The sequence below is a fragment of the Candidatus Marsarchaeota archaeon genome (assembly GCA_023485295.1).
Classification (GTDB): Archaea; Micrarchaeota; Micrarchaeia; order Micrarchaeales; family Micrarchaeaceae; genus Micrarchaeum_A.
On sequence record JAMCZQ010000007.1, the window covers coordinates 31,783 to 47,467 of the forward strand.

Here is a 15,685-nt window from a genome sequence, read left to right on the forward strand (position 1 = left end):
TCAACTTAAGCTTATGGTTGCATCGAATATCCTTCCCGATTCAGCAAGCAGTCTCTGCTCCTCCATGCTGTTTATTGCATCGTTAATGGTTACATCGTCCATGCCAAGCCTTCTAAATATGTTTATTATGGCATCGCGCTTCAGGTTTATCTTTTCAAGCATTCCGGCAAAGGCTATGGCGTTTACGTGCCTGTGCATCTTCTCCATGTCTGAAAAGAGCTTCTCTATGCTGCTCTCATCTACCTTGTATATGGTGAGCACCCTTCTCAGCTCCTGCCTGCTTATCACAAACGTATCCTTAGGCATTCATAACACCTGTCGATGAAATAATCCTAGTTATAAGCATATCATCTATGCTGAGGCTCTTCAGGAACGACACTATGTCTGCATTCGTGACCCCGTTCGTTGCCATGAGCCTTACAAAGTCAAGTATCTTCAATGACCTGCCTTCGGTGTCAATGGTGCTGAATATCTTGTTTATAGAATCAACGTTCACATTATACTCTATGAACTTGTTCTTAAGCTCCTCTTCCTCAAACTGGTAATCGCGCTGTATAATGCCTGCACTGAGCTCGCTTTGCGTCAGCACATCTGACAGGTCTATTGTGTACACGTACAGCGGCTCCTCGCCCTTGACCCTGTCCAATACGAATATTTCTGGGAACTGCAGCGATGTCTGGAAAGCCATGTTAACCGCGGCCTGCCCAACTCCAAATTTGCTTATCTCAGACCTTATGAAGTCTGAAAAATTAAGGGATCCCTGCACGTAGTCAAGGAACTTTTCGAACTTTATCCTTAGTATGAAGGATGTTCCCACGTTTGAGAATATTGCTTCGTTTATGTCTGTTGGGTTTTGTGACGCCACTATAAGGCCGAACTGGTACTTCCTGCCCTCCCTTACGATCATAACGGCATCGCTTTTTTCATCGCCTGCAATTTTCCACGCTTCATCAAGCACCACCAATGTGCGTATGCCCTTATTTTCGCTCCAGCCCTCGAATCGCATGCGCTCCTTTAACGTCTGCAGTATGAACAAGGCAGCAAGGGCCCTGAATCGTTCATCAGGCAGGCCGGACAGGTCTATATCAACCAGCCCTGAGCTTGCGAGCTTCTGCAGGTTTATTGTGCTTTTCCTTGAAAAATAATCCTCGCCCTCCCTTGCAAATTGCCTTAGCCTGTATATTGCATTTTCAAGCTCTGCAGGATATTCATAGGTGCCTTCCTGCAGCTGCTCCTCGAGTATCGATATCGCATCCTTCAGGGTAGGCGCGTCTTTTCCTTCCGGCGCAGGCTCTGCTATGTTGAACCCTGCGTTGACATACGCCTGCTCTATAGCTTCTTCTGTGAGCCGCCTCTGCTCCGGATATGCTGCTATATCCGTCAGTATCTCAAAAGATGTCAGTATCTGCTTTGTCCTGTCCAGGGGTTTCATTCCTGAGAGGTCCATGATGTTTATATAGTCTCCTTTGCCTAGCGATACTATTACGCCGCCGCTCTGTTTTACCCATGCTTTGTACTCGGCAGCCCAGTCTATTATCACTGCATTTGTATCCCATATATAGCTGGCCCTTATTAGGAAAGTTTTCACGAAATAGCTTTTTCCCGCGCCTGTTATTCCTACAACTGCTATATGCGGGTTCGTGAGGTTCGTGAAAGACCAGCTGAACGGGACCTTGAACAGCTTCGTGCTTCCTATGTATATTGCCTTGAATGGGTCGTTTATCAATACGTTTGCAGGCGGCTCAGGGGGCCTTGACATGAAAGCCCTCTTCCCTATTTCATTGCTCATTATATGCTGCAATTTTAATATGGACATTATAATCAACTCTCCTGGTCAAACATGTTTGTCAATTCGCTGAACGTTGTCGGCAGTGAAAAATTGAAGTTGAATGTTGCATAAAGCTCCCTGCCAATGATCCTCTGCGTTGCCACATCGAAGGCGCTGAAATTCAGCTTAAGCTGCTCTATCTGGCCTTCCAGCGCGTCAAGAGCTGCCTTCTCCGACACTCCAATTGCAGTAGTCTCTATATACATGACCGTAGCTATCGGCTTTTCTCCCTGCGAGATTCTGTTTATCTTTGCCTGTATTGTATTGAGCTTTCTTTGGATATCTGATATTGTGACTTCGTTGGCATTGTTCTGCATGGCTCTTGAGAGCTGGAATTCCTGGTACGAACGTTTGCCTTCAAGCTCGTCCCTTATTCGCTGCACGTCCTGCCCTGCCGAAAGCACGTGGAATTTGAATGGAAAGTTTACGTTCATTACCATCTTTTCCCATGTGTCTGGGGCATTGGTCATTTTGTCCTCGTCATCCTCAGGCGCATTCTCCTCCCTGAAAGTGTAGCTGAATAGGTTCACGGCTATATACCCTGTTGCATAGAATATGCCGTTCACGTTCTTTATCACTGTGTTCTGCGCCTTGTTTATAAGGTAGTCCTTAGAAGGCTGGAAGCTAACACCCAGAATCGAGGTTATTGTTGAGAAGATCCTGTCATCAGCCCAATTCATTGCAAGTATGAAAATGGCTGTCAATACGAGTAGCAGTATCGCAATCGCATGCAGTATGCCTTTTCCGAAAGCCGACAGGCCTACGAAAGCAAACAGTATTATTATAAGGCAGAAAAGCAGATACATGAGCTTGACTTCATCCATTAGATCACTTGTTCTTGTATATTCTTGTTTATCTGCTCGGTTACCGTTGAAAATGGTATCAGGTATTCCGGCTCGACGAACTTGAGCAGGTCAGCTCCTGTTATTATGCTTGGCGGGACGCCGAACAGCGACCCTATCCCGGACATGAGCTCCCTGGCCTTTTGCTGGGCTATGCTTATGGCTTCGTACTCCTTGCTGCCTGTTGCTGACACTGTCACATAGGAAAGGAGCTCGAATGACAGGCTTTTGCTTATGCTGTCAAGCATGTTCCTCCACATTGCAAGCTTGCCCCTAACCCTCTCAAGGTCCTTTTTCGGGGCATTCTTGTCCTGCAGCTCAGCCTCCTCGTTTTCGGTCATGCTGATCGTTTCCCTGAGCTTCTGTATGTAATCATCCTTGTTCATCACATAGAGCTCCGTAGTGTACCTTGCCGGATCCTTAGAAAGGCCAACGAGCTTGCTTATCTGCATTGCAAAATCCAGCTTTTCTTCATCTTCCATCTCTGTAGCAGACCTGTAGACAGGTATTGATATGTACACAGTGGCTATGAAATTGTCTCCGACCCTTTTAAGTATTGTGTCCTCGGTTTGCGACATCCAGTAAGCATTCTCCTTGCTAAGCACTATATGCCTTTTGTGCTGCTTTATAAGCGGTATTATAAGGTACGAATAGTACTTCGATGAAAATGCCAGTGCGTCAAAAATCATCGAAAGCAGTAGGAATATGATTTTTATGTAGGCTGGGATGAGCAGGTCCGGCGCCAGGATCACAACGCCAAGAAATATTGCCGATATAAACAACAGCCCTACAAAAACCATCGATTGACTTGCCATTATATCATTCTTAGTTTGTTTTAAAGTTTAATAAATTTATCTAAACGGGATCATATGAATCCGGCGCGAAGCCTTCCGCTCATCCTTGCAGTGCCTCCTATAAAGTTGGCGAGCTGCACTATGAATGCATATGTCACTGCGCTTATCAGGGCAGGGTAGAAGAGTATCAAAAGCCAGAACGAATTTATCGTAGACTCTATGCTGCTTAGGTTTGTGACCAATGGGCTTGTGGATGTGAGGGCATTAAGCTCAGCTCCTCGTCCAGCGCCATACCTTGCAAGCAATGCCGATTCGGCATTGAGCTGCGTAATCAGGTGCGGTGCCGTAAAGTAGAAAGCGACTGCAAACAACAGCGGCATTACAAAGTAAAAGCCTGCCGCAGTCGCTATGAGTATGCCACCAAGCGATCTGGTTGGAAGTATTGCCCTCAATATCACGCCAGGCACCAGGAATACAGGTATTGCGGCCACGGCAAAGAATACTATAAGGTAATATTCCGCGTACAACGCAAGTATGCCGTCTGCTATGAACGAAGTTATGACTGCCGTCGGCTCTATGTAGAATATATCCAATCCCAAGAACGCAAGCGGCACTATCTCGTTGGTTATGTTGGCTGCAGGATACGCTGGCGTCGATATTGTCGCCTTGATTGACGATAAATACATATCATAGAAATATGTGCGGAACAATTCGTTATAAACGTTTTCTGCTGAGTTTATTGTCGTGGTTATAAGGTGCAAAGCAGTTGCGTAGGGGTTTATCGCCCCAACGAAAACGCCAGGCACCAGGCCGAATACAACTGCGCTTATGTAAAGGAATAGCACCACAATAATGGCGCTCGCAATCGCCTCATAAAGCTCCCCTACTCCGAAATTCCTTATCCTGCTGTTTTTGGTAGCTGCCCCAACCATAAATATGCCTCCTGCAATGAGGAAAGCTATAAGCACCACTATTATGGCTATTGGTATGTAGCCCTGCCACGAGAAGTATATAGATTCGTTTATCGGGCAGTACCATGGCTCAGTGCTCTGAATTGTCTGTTCCAAGCTTGGAGGGAGCAGCCCGCACCTGAGCGGCGGCGGCGTAGGCGTCGGGGTGCACGCAATCATATTGCTCGGGCAGCCGTTCGACGGGCCTGTAGTCTGATAGCTGCAGTCGGTAGGGCAGCTAAACCCTGTTGTTGGATTTACGCAGGTGTCGCAGCTGTAATATGCGGTGGATGTGCTTGTGGTGGAAGTGGTCGTGCTGCTTGTCGTAGACGTAGTTGAAGTGCTGGTTGTAGAAGTAGTAGAACTGGATGTTGAAGTAGTAGAGGTTGTTGTAAATATTGTGGATGTAGTGGTCCTGATTGTAGAAGTGGTCGTGGTATGGAAAGCAATGCACTCTTCTTCAACACCGCCATGCGGGCACCTATTCGGAAGCACTTTGCAGTACCCATTGCATGGATAAAGTTCGCCGCAAAAGTCGCAATATGTCGTCATTATTGGATCGGAAAGCAGCTTTTCCGTAGACATTGTAAAAATTGCATAGGCCGGCTCGCCCTGGGTCTGTGACGACTGCGCGAAAGATAAGCCGCCAGATATTTTCTGGATTCCAGAGCCTTGGCTCAATCCAACATTAGCATAGCCCAGCGCATAACCAATGATTACCGCTAGAATTGCAATGTATACTGCATAGCTTACCAATCTCTTGTCGTAGTTCAATCCATTACACCTATATGAAGTTTGACAGCAGCTCCATGAAGCTCACCCTTTCTCCAACAGCTTTTGAAAAGTCAATTATAAATGCATCAAGTATGACAAAGTTTATGAAAGGAATAAAGGTAAGGCCGACTATCGCATATCCGAAGCCGCTTATTATGCTCGTAGGTATAAGCGATACCGTGCCTGTAGCCACGAATTCTAAGAAATCAGCTATTCCAGCAGGTAGTATTGATATCAGACCGGCTCCTGAAAGCATGTTCACGTTTATGAAGCCGTATGTGATGCTTATGAGCAGCGGGTATACAATCCCAAGGCCCAGGCCAAACGCAATCATGGCTCCGCCAAACGTCCTGGTAAAGCCGAATACCCTGGCGATTAGCCCTATTGTAAGGAAGAACGTAAGGAACAGTATCGAGCCGGATATTAGCAGCAGCTGCAGGTTATTCAGCACAAGCATGAAGACGAGCCCGGAAAGGGCAAGGCCGATATAGCCCTCCAGGCCTGCAGGATAAACGCTGTTTAGGGTGGTGCTTATCTTAAGGCCCAAAATGGGCTGCAGCCCAAGGGAAAAGCCCGGCGATTGCCCTGCAACAAGCGCCAAGACGTCAACGAATTCGAAATACGAGAACGCGTTGTTGGTAAAAGTGCCTATATCACATGCTGAAAGCGAGAAAAGCGTGTTTATGCTTGCAGTATTGCATTCTTTAGGGAGCAGCCCTACGCTGTTGTACGCATTCACTGGATTAATCAGGAAAACGTAGAACAGCCCAAGGAATATTGCAAGCAGCATAAGCGATATTAATGCCTCGTATATCTGCACCTTTGCCCAGTTCTTCGCATTCTGGCTGTATATCGTGCTGCCGAGCATGTATACAAATGCGGCAACGAATATGACTATGAGCACCGCGATTATTGCGATTGACATTCCGCCTGCAGGCGGGAACACCCCGTAGTATATCGAAGTGGTGGTAGTGCTTGCGCCAGCTATATTCGGAATAAGCGCGAGTGCTACTGCTAAAAGCACCGCAACTGCTGTTACATCTCTGATCTTGCTCATATGACTCCTCTCAATGCCTTCGACGTGCTCAGGCTCGGCGCGCCTAGGAAATCACCTACAGTTTCAGCGAAATCAAGCGAAAACATTATTGCTAAGATCGTGCCGAGCAGCAGGTACATTACAGGCGTGACAACAGATTCTATGAATTCTGTCACAACATTCCCGTGTATGAAGGATATAAGTGCGCTCAAGTCGCTAACAGGGTTGAAAATCGTTGTTATGGTGAACGGATCAGAAGTCAAAGCCGTTACTGTAACGGCAGTTATGGGCGGCATCGTTGCTACAAACGCTATGATCAGCGGAAGGAAAATGTAGAATCCTATAAATAACCCAAGGAAAGCCCCGCCAGCCGCGCGAGTCCATGGTATGGTGCGCAGAACTATCCCGACATAGAGGAATATCGGGAAAAGGCTGTATATCAGCGACAAAAGCACGGCCACTCCGAAAAGCAAGGCTATTATAACTCCTGTAAAGCTTATCAGCAGCTTCAATATCTGCGTAATGAAATAAGCGCCGTAATACGGCGAGAAGCCAATTCCCCAATAATTGGGGTGCAGGCCTATGGACGTAGATGCCAGAAGCGAATAGAAATCGGATTCTACTGCCAAAGCCCTGAAAGCACCGAGCGTATTGAATGCAGTGCTAGCCACACTGACACAGTCGTTTGTAAAGATGCCTGTCCAGTCATATTTGGCCAGCACCCCGCTTTTGCCTATCGTGCTTCCTGTTGCGGAAAGCACGCCAAGAAATATCAGGATTATGAGTACGGTTATTACTGCCTCGCCTATCTCGGATTTTGCAAAGCTTGTAAGTTTATCTATGTTAAATGCATACCCTATTGCAAATGCCATGCCAGCTATCGTGAGCATTATCATAATGATCAATCCAGACAGCACGATTACGCCGCCTGCAATGGAAGTGTTCCCTATTACGCTATTGCTCGAAGCAGTAGTAGGAATAAGGCTGCTGCAAAGGTTTGTCGCGGACGAGCCGAAGCTGAAATTGGCAAGCATAAGCAAGGCCATTAGCGCTAGGGCTGCAATCCCTGCGTGCTTCCTTAATGACATGCTGCCGTACATCTGCATCAGACCAATTTTGACAGGCCTGCAAGGGCCGTATCGCCTCCCATGAGGCCGGATATGCCTATTATCCCGCTCAGCACTATTATGAGATTTATTATAGGTATGAAATATGCCGATATTCCAAGCACTCCATAAGTCCTCACCAGCATGTAATATCCGTTCAGTGCCTGCGTTTCAGTGCACCCCTGCGGCAGCCCGGAAATGTCAGGCGCAACAGGCACAGAATGATTTATAAGGGCAAGCAGCTGCGTTGCAAGCCCGGTAAAAGGTATCAGCAAATAGCTCGTGTCTTCAACCTCCGCATTAAGCAGGTTTCCGTCTGCCGGCCAGCATCCAGTGCTTTTCGTAGCGTTCGCTACGCTCGGCATGACGTAGAAGTTTGTCACATAAGGCCTGCCTGTGCTATTTGGTATGTAATAAGTCGAATTCGTGAAAAGGTTGCCGAACCCGTAATAAGCGCCAAGGTCATTCGAATTGTATGTGAATGGGGTTGTGCTGGTTGGCGGCGTATAGCCCATGAGTGCACCAAGGCCATGGCCTAGGTACAGGTATTCTATGGAGAATACCAGCGGGAAGAACAATATTGCGCCTATGCCTATGGCTATCAGCAGCCCGCCTATCTTTCTTGTAAAGGGCAGTACCCTGAGTATGACGCCGCCAAATATAAGGTACGGCCATATATATAGGAAGATAGAAGTTAAGGTGAGCTGCGCTATAAAGCTCTCAAGCGCAAGCGTCATCAGCACGCCTATGCTGTCGAGGGATTTGTACACCAGCCTAAGCCCAGCATATGGGGAATTTTGATAGTGTATGAACAGGTCAGCCTCTGTAGGCGCTGGAAGCATGCACTGCACAGATATTGGAGAAGGTGGCTCAGGCGATATGCATATGTTTATCTGCGGGCTCAGGTGCTCCAGGTAACCAATGAAAGCGTCGAATATAAAATACGAGTTTAGGTTGAGCGCAGTCTGGTTCGTAAGGTTTGCTATCACTACTCCTGATGCAGCAAGCGGGTAGTCCGCCTTCTCAGTAAATGTATTCTGCTTTGCCACTATGTTGCAAAGCCCAGGAAAGCCAGTTGGATTCTTGGAGAACAGCAGCGAGCTTCCTGTAAGCGACTTTGAGGCATTCAGCACCGAAAGCTGCGAACTTTCGTTTATGCCATTGCACAAGCTTAGGACATTCGCCGGGTTCATGAGCGCCGTTGAGGAAGTTACGGAATAGAACGCATCCCCGAATATCACCAGCACGCTTACCAGCAGCACTACAAGCACCGCAGTGCCTATGAGCTGGTAAAATTCTGTCATGGCCGACGACTTCACCCTGGCGTTGCCAAGTATTGCGCCTGCCATATACCATGCTCCAACTATGGCTCCATCAAGCACTATGGCTATTGCTATGAGCGGGAACAGAGATGAGTATACCCCGTGGAATGCAGAAATCTGCAGCAATATCGGTATAAGCAACATCATAAGCTCGCCCAAAATGACGCAACACCCTCTATGCCGGCATCAAGAGACCGCGCAAGGCCCATGGCAAATCCTATTGCAACTGCAAGGTTTAAGCCAAATAGGAATACAGCAAGAAATATAAATTCAGACATGTTCTGGATTATGTACGAAGCTACAGACACTATAGGAACCCTCAGCGTAGCATACAGCGACGAGCTAAGAAGGTTGTTCGTGACCGGAGTGGATACGCCCAGGCCAGAGCCGAAAATGGAGAATAGGCTGTTTTTGCTTGAGGTGATAAGCGTATTGCTTTCCAAGAAAGAAGAGCTCGGAAGAGCTGGAAGCACGTATGCAGTGCTCAGGCAGTTGGTGCAGCCGTACAGCGGATTCAGCGATGGCGTGTATATCCAATAAATTATGTAGCTGTCGAAAGCTATCATCAGCGGGTAAATTATGTATATCGCTATCGCTATTGCCAGCACCGCGTTAGAAATCGTTCGAAGGCCTGTGCCGCCGTATGGTATAAACCTTAGTACTAGCGCAACAGGCAGCAGCACTGTAAAAGCAGTATACTCAAATATGGGCAGCGCCAGGTACTGAAGGAACAGCATGCCTATAGTTATTATCAGTATTGGAGAGAGCGCGTCGAAATACACATCAGAAAGAGAGCCGTATAATGTTCCAAAGTCATGCGCATACGATATGGTTACGCTGAATACCCCTCCAATGGTCGGAGATATGCTAAGGTCTTGAGAAAGCACTGTAAATATCCTGCCGACTATCGCATACCTTATAGAGGTCTGGTAAACGTAGCCTATCAGGTTTATGCCTCGATTCAATGCCAGTGTGCCTATGTAATAATCCGCATATTCGAATGGCGTAAGCCCTGTAACTCCAGTGACTCCTGCTGCGGAAAGCACCTTCGAGCCGAGAGAAGCGGAAAGATTGCATGCTGATGTAGTAAGCGAAAGCAGCACGAGCAGTATTACTATGCTTATAACAAGCTGCGTTATCTCAACCCTTGTTATCTGTGTAAGCCTTACGCGCAAGGATGTTGGCATGAACCTGCTTATCATGAAAATAAATGCCACTACAAGGAAACCAAAAAGGATAATTATGTAATTTATCGGAAGCCACCCTGCTATGTAAGGAGAGCCAGGCCCGCCGTAAATGCTGCAGTAGTTTACTGCAGGCACTACTGTTGTGAAAGTTGTGCTTGTCGTGGAGCTTGTCGATGTTGTCGTAGTAGAGCTAGTAGTGGACGATGTTGTCGATGTTGTTGTAGACGTCGTAGAAGTCGTAGAAGTCGTAGATGTTGTCGATATTATTGTAGAGGAAGTTGTTTTTACCGTGCTGGTGGTGGAGCTTGTGGTGGTTTTGCTCGATTCGCAGGTGCCAAGCCTATATCCACTGTTGGAGAGGACGCATTCTCCACTGCTTGTTTTTGTAATATATTGCGCCTTGGAGTTTGCCACGCAGCTGTAGCCTGTATCGCATGAAGAATAGCCGCAATATCCATTAGGCGCATTTATTAGGCAGCTGCTTCCTGCACCGCCAAACACTGGCTGGCTTATCAAAGTGCTGTTTTGAACATCTGCAGTTTTGGAATATGCAGTATTAGGCACAATGCTATCTTGGTGGGCCGGCACCATTACAGGCGAGCTTTTTGCCGTTAAGCTGCTTGCAATATGGCTTCCGGCATATAAGAACGAAGCTACTGCTACAGCTATTATAATCATGTAAATAACTGCAGTCAATGCTTTATTATGCAAACTCACACCTATGCAATCTTGAATTTACCGACGCCCAAGCTCAGCTTTCCGCCAAGCATGCTTGCTATCGCGCCTGCAATCACCAGCGTTATCACAAGATCCAATATTATCAATATGAATTGAAAGAGCACAGGCGTTCCATAAAACCCTATGATATTGAATGCCGGATATATTGCGCCATGCCCTGAGAGCATAATGGCCATGCCCCCACCCCAGCCGTTTTCAAAGGAATTTGCATACAAGTTCGCGTTTGGGTCACCGGCAGTTTGTGCATCTACAAGTATATCTGAGGCAGTGCCGTAAGTCGGATATGCTATAACGCAAAGCGCATCTGTGAATAACGATTCCGCAGAAATACCGCTTCCAAAACAGGTTACTGTCGGTGCAGTGTTCTGCTGATACAGTATTGGCTGTATGTAATTTGTCATAGGTACATTGAATACAACCAGCATTGCTGGAAAGATGAGCCCTATTGCCATGCCGATTGCTATGAAGCTGCCTCCGAGCCCACGAAGGAACGGTATGGCGCGGAACACTATGCCTATTGGCAGGAATAGCGCCAGGCCTATGAGCACTATGTAATAAAGGAGGCTGCTGAGGGTTTCAAGCACAAAGTAAACAGGTATAAACACTACTTCTATGAAGTCCTTTATAAAAGAGTAGTTCGGCAGCTCTAAATTTGACTCTATTACAGAGCTGCTCAGAAATCCAGAAGACGACCCGAACTGCAGTGCCCCAACGAAAGGTATCGGTATGGGTATCCATGTCAATACTGCAGTGCTCTTAAGCTCTCCTACAGAGGAAGAAAGGCCTTCGAACGCGTAGAAGCTCTCATTGAGCATCAGCATTGTCGGATCAATGTATGCGCTGTAATCAACCGCATAAAGCTGGTTCAAATTATCGGAAACGCTGCTGTAAGCACTACTATTCAGCGGCAACGAGACGACAGGCACACTGCTACCAGCAAGAGCAAGCGCTATTGCGCCAACGATAATAAGTATTGCAAAGATCAAAACAATCAGAAGAGCGCTTTTCGCCGCTTCATAAAGCTCTCCTTGGTACCAGTTCCTCAGCGACCCTATCTGCAGGACGTTTCCCACCATGAAGGCTATGCCTATCAGCAGGAAAGAAAGAAGAAGGCCTATAAGCGCAAGCGGTATTGCCCCGGCAATGCAAAGTCCTACGTTAGACGAAGTAGTCGAAATGCCTGTAAACGGGCATGTCACCGATGTTGTGCTCTGTGCACTGCTAATCGATGCCAATAATACAAAGGCCATGAACGCCGCGATATACGCAGGTTTTAGTCGCATATTTCAATATTGCAACTAATATATTTAATACGCTTGTGCAAGGCGTCATATATTGCCTTTTACCTCTTCAGCATTGCAAAGCGCCTTATATAAGTTTCGCTCTGCAGCACTACAAGAAATGGCAATGCGAAGAACGAATCTATAATGAGCGCGGCATAGGCAGCAGCGCTGGCACCCCCGAACGCAATCGGTACAAGGTCCACAACGCTGAGTATTATAAATGCAGCAAGCAGCCACAAAACGAAGTAGGCGAATTTCTTCCTCATGAAGTGCAGGCTAGCCTGTATCGCCCTCACGGGCCTGTTTTCGTCTATGACTATTGAAGTTGGCGCATAAAACAAGAACGGTATCAGTATTATCACAACGATAGCCGTTATTATGCCAGAATAGCCAGTGTAGTATGTTATGAAATTTATGAATACAGGTATCGCAGTGAATGCTAGAAGCACTATAAAAACATTGCTCGTATTCTTCTCAAGTGAGCGTATGACCTCACCCTTTATCCTTGTGACTGTCCTGCTATGCTTTACTATCGTATTGATTGCAACTATGGCAAAGCTTAGAAATATCAGGGAGAATATCGTTGCAGCAATTATCACTGCGGCATCAAAAAGGTTCAGGTTAAGGTATATGCTGCCAGTCCTAAGCAGTATGCTGCCAAGATCGTTATAAGTAGGAAACGGCGCAAGCAACGGTATAAGCACCGCTATGAGAAAAGATATGGAGAAAAACCATATGAGCTTTATGTGCTTCTTGTAGATTCCTGCGGAATCCCCTAAAACCTCAAGCATTAACACTACCTTCCATTATATTAGCAACAGAAATATTAAAAATAGGTCTTTTTGCCAAAAAGCAACAGCTAAGTGCCATCAAAGAAAAAATGCAGCCTGCATTTTCATGCAGGCGCTTCAACCTCGCGAATCAGCAATATGACTTTATTGCGGACTCTGAGTTTCCTGTCAGGATTGCCAGTATGAACGGCGCGAGTTCTGCTATTATTACTCCTATTACGCCTCCTACTACCATTCCCATACCATATCCTTGTATGGAACCCTTGCTTTGTCCTGGCATTATGTGTGCAGCTGCATATAGCGCTCCTCCAAGCACTATCAGTGCCAGTCCCAATATGAATATACCGATGCTTATAGCACTGTATATTGGGCATATAACGCTGGTTATCGTTGCAAATGCGTTAGGCGCTGCGTATGATACGGTCGATGCGAATGCAAGCATTGGCAGTACCATCAGTACTATTCGGAAGACTTTCGAGTGCAATAGGTTCACTATTGACAGTAGTTTGGTCTCTAACATTTCGTACACCTTTATACATCTTTAATTTAATTTCTTAAATAGCACAATTTAAATAAGTTTCGCAATAAGTCTTGCAATACTGCGCACGTGCAGCAAACCTGCTTTGTATAGCTGTGGAACATAAAAAAATAGGAACAAAAATAAAAATGCAGCCTGCATTTTCATGCAGGCGCTTCAACCTCGCGAATCAGCAATATGACTTTATTGCGGACTCTGAGTTTCCTGTCAGGATTGCCAGTATGAACGGCGCGAGTTCTGCTATTATTACTCCTATTACGCCTCCTACTACCATTCCCATACCATATCCTTGTATGGAACCCTTGCTTTGTCCTGGCATTATGTGTGCAGCTGCATATAGCGCTCCTCCAAGCACTATCAGTGCCAGTCCCAATATGAATATACCGATGCTTATAGCACTGTATATTGGGCATATAACGCTGGTTATTGTTGCAAATGCGTTAGGCGCTGCGTATGATACGGTCGATGCGAATGCAAGCATTGGCAGTACCATCAGTACTACTCGGAAGACTTTCGAGTGCAATAGGTTCACTATTGACAGTAGTTTTGTTTCCAACATTTTTGTACACCTTGACATTTCTTGAATTGAATCATTCAGCAATCATAAATTAAATACCTTTCGTACAGCCACAAATTATGGAATATTTCAATAAAATGGAACGAATGTTTAGTGCATTGCGTGAAGCTATAAAAGAATTTGCATAAAAGTATTAAGTATGGGCAGGCATTAACTTCTTTAAGATAAAATCTGCTTTACTATAAGACTAGAAACTGCTGATTGTGATTTTATGTATATACTTGGCATTTGGGACGGCCACGATGCCGGCGCAGCGCTGATAGAAGACAAGGAGGTAATATATGCTGCTAATGAGGAGCGCTTTACAAAGAGGAAGCTGGAGATAAAGTTTCCGTACCATTCTGTGCGTGCCGCCCTGGCATATGCAAATCTGAAGCCAACCGACATAGAGCACATATCATTCACTACTACGGAACTTACAAAGACCCTTGAGCGCATATACCCACGGATGGCCGAGATCTATTACCAGTTCAGGAGGCGCAAAATACCGAAACCCATGCTGGAAAACTTCAGGCACAACATAAAATACACTCTGACGGGCGCAGGCATACTGCCCCTTTGCACCCCTATAAGCAAAAGCATAATATCAAGGCATTTGTCCCACCTCGGCTTTAGGGACTTCAAGCTGCATGTGGTGGAGCACCATACCGCACATGCTGCGACGGCCGCGTTTACTTCCGGATTTCAGAAGGCCCTTGTCATAACGCTTGACGGGCTTGGGGACGGGCTTTCAGGCTCTGTAAGCGTGTATGAAAACGGGAAGATGGAAAGGCACATGGCAATACGTGCAAGGGATTCGCTAGGCGTATTCTACGAGCAGGTCACAAACATAGTCGGCATGCGTGAGCTGGAGGACGAAGGCAAGGTTATGGCAATGGCAGACTACTCGTACCCGTTTGACTATGAGAGCAACAAGCTCAAGGACTTTTTCAAGGTCGAAGGTACGGTGCTAAGCGCAAAATACAATTTCAGAAAGGAGTTTTCAATGCTTCAAAAAATCGCATGGCAGCTCCCAAGGGAGCAATTCGCATACATGGCGCAGCAGCTGCTGGAGAACACAGTACTCAAGTTCGTAAGCAATGTCTGCGACAGGTTCGGCATAGAAAACGTTGTGTTTGCCGGAGGCCTCTTCTCAAACATAAAGGCTAACATGCGCATAAGGGGCCTTGAGCACATAAAGCACTGGTACGTATTCCCGCATATGGGCGATGGCGGCATAGCGCTCGGCAGCGCCCTCTATACTAATTACATGCTGACCGGCACAACGACACACAGCTTCAGCGCCTACCTTGGCAATCAGTACTCGCAGGATGAGACCATTGAGCACATAAAGAAGGACAGGCAATTTGAATTCACAGCAGAGCCTATTCAAGACCAGGCAAGGCACGCAGCAGAGCTAATAAGCAATGGCAACTACCTGTTCTGGTTCCAAGGAAGGATGGAGTACGGCCCGAGGGCGCTAGGGGACAGGAGCATACTTGCGTCTCCGGAATCCGAAGAGGTTAAGGACAGATTAAACCTGCATGTCAAAAGGCGGGAATGGTTCCAGCCATTCGCGCCGTCGCTTCTGGAGGAGGAGGCCAACAGAATCCTGTATTTCGATGGCAAAGGCTATGACAAATACATGACAATGGGATACATGGTAAGGGAAGACGCGCGCGATATAACGAAGTCTGTTGTAAACGTGGACCATTCGGCCAGGCCGCAGATGGTTGGCGAAGAGAACCCTGCCTACAAGCAGCTCCTGGCTTCAGTGCGCAGGCTAACTGGGTACGGCATAGTGCTGAACACGAGCTTCAACCTGCACGGAATGCCCATAGTCATGGACCCTGCCGATGCCATCGCAACAATGAAGGCTACAAAAACGAAATACATGTTCATAAATGGGGTAACAGTAGTCAATAAAAAAGGTGTCTGAA

The 15,685-nt window shown here is 46.7% G+C and carries 14 protein-coding genes; 1 reads left to right on the plus strand and 13 read right to left on the minus strand.

Translation table 11 applies throughout. The features are described 5' to 3' along the window. From M1125_03985 to M1125_04045, 13 genes are all read right to left on the minus strand, one after another. Positions 1–306, minus strand: a complete 306-nt coding sequence (locus M1125_03985) for a hypothetical protein (GenBank protein ID MCL5404963.1) — start codon at positions 304–306, stop codon at positions 1–3. Beyond that, a complete protein-coding gene (locus tag M1125_03990) occupies positions 299–1,816 on the minus strand; it encodes an ATP-binding protein (protein ID MCL5404964.1) in 1,518 nt (505 codons plus the stop codon). The genes M1125_03985 and M1125_03990 overlap by 8 nt, the downstream gene beginning before the upstream one ends. Before the next feature lie 5 nt (positions 1,817–1,821). Next, the gene (locus M1125_03995; protein ID MCL5404965.1) at positions 1,822–2,652 is read right to left on the minus strand and encodes a hypothetical protein; all 831 of its coding nucleotides are present in this window, start codon (positions 2,650–2,652) and stop codon (positions 1,822–1,824) included. Beyond that, positions 2,652–3,485, minus strand: a complete 834-nt coding sequence (locus tag M1125_04000) for a hypothetical protein (GenBank protein ID MCL5404966.1) — start codon at positions 3,483–3,485, stop codon at positions 2,652–2,654. The genes M1125_03995 and M1125_04000 overlap by 1 nt, the downstream gene beginning before the upstream one ends. A 50-nt stretch (positions 3,486–3,535) precedes the next feature. Next, positions 3,536–5,188 carry a hypothetical protein gene (locus M1125_04005; protein ID MCL5404967.1) on the minus strand — a complete coding sequence of 551 codons (1,653 nt, stop codon included), beginning with the start codon at positions 5,186–5,188 and terminating at the stop codon, positions 3,536–3,538. Between the two features lie 10 nt (positions 5,189–5,198). After that, entirely contained in the window at positions 5,199–6,245 is a 1,047-nt protein-coding gene (locus tag M1125_04010) for a hypothetical protein (protein ID MCL5404968.1), read from the minus strand. After that, positions 6,242–7,330 (minus strand): hypothetical protein, encoded by a 1,089-nt coding sequence (locus tag M1125_04015; protein MCL5404969.1) that lies wholly within the window; start codon positions 7,328–7,330, stop codon positions 6,242–6,244. Before M1125_04015 ends, M1125_04010 begins: the two co-directional genes overlap by 4 nt. Then, complete coding sequence (locus M1125_04020; GenBank protein ID MCL5404970.1) at positions 7,330–8,799, minus strand: hypothetical protein; 1,470 nt, start codon at positions 8,797–8,799, stop codon at positions 7,330–7,332. Before M1125_04020 ends, M1125_04015 begins: the two co-directional genes overlap by 1 nt. After that, the gene (locus tag M1125_04025) at positions 8,796–10,550 is read right to left on the minus strand and encodes a hypothetical protein (GenBank protein MCL5404971.1); all 1,755 of its coding nucleotides are present in this window, start codon (positions 10,548–10,550) and stop codon (positions 8,796–8,798) included. Before M1125_04025 ends, M1125_04020 begins: the two co-directional genes overlap by 4 nt. 8 nt (positions 10,551–10,558) lie before the next feature. Continuing rightward, complete coding sequence (locus M1125_04030; GenBank protein ID MCL5404972.1) at positions 10,559–11,827, minus strand: hypothetical protein; 1,269 nt, start codon at positions 11,825–11,827, stop codon at positions 10,559–10,561. A 92-nt stretch (positions 11,828–11,919) separates the two neighbouring features. Beyond that, positions 11,920–12,651, minus strand: a complete 732-nt coding sequence (locus tag M1125_04035; GenBank protein MCL5404973.1) for a hypothetical protein — start codon at positions 12,649–12,651, stop codon at positions 11,920–11,922. 130 nt (positions 12,652–12,781) lie between these two features. Then, positions 12,782–13,171 carry a hypothetical protein gene (locus M1125_04040; GenBank protein ID MCL5404974.1) on the minus strand — a complete coding sequence of 130 codons (390 nt, stop codon included), beginning with the start codon at positions 13,169–13,171 and terminating at the stop codon, positions 12,782–12,784. Between the two features lie 187 nt (positions 13,172–13,358). After that, positions 13,359–13,748: a hypothetical protein gene (locus M1125_04045; protein ID MCL5404975.1), complete on the minus strand. Its 390-nt coding sequence runs from the start codon at positions 13,746–13,748 to the stop codon at positions 13,359–13,361. 229 nt (positions 13,749–13,977) lie between these two features. Between M1125_04045 and M1125_04050 the strand changes: the two genes are divergently transcribed. Further along, positions 13,978–15,684, plus strand: coding sequence for a hypothetical protein (locus tag M1125_04050; GenBank protein MCL5404976.1), 1,707 nt, complete (start codon positions 13,978–13,980; stop codon positions 15,682–15,684). Position 15,685 lies beyond the last annotated feature (1 nt).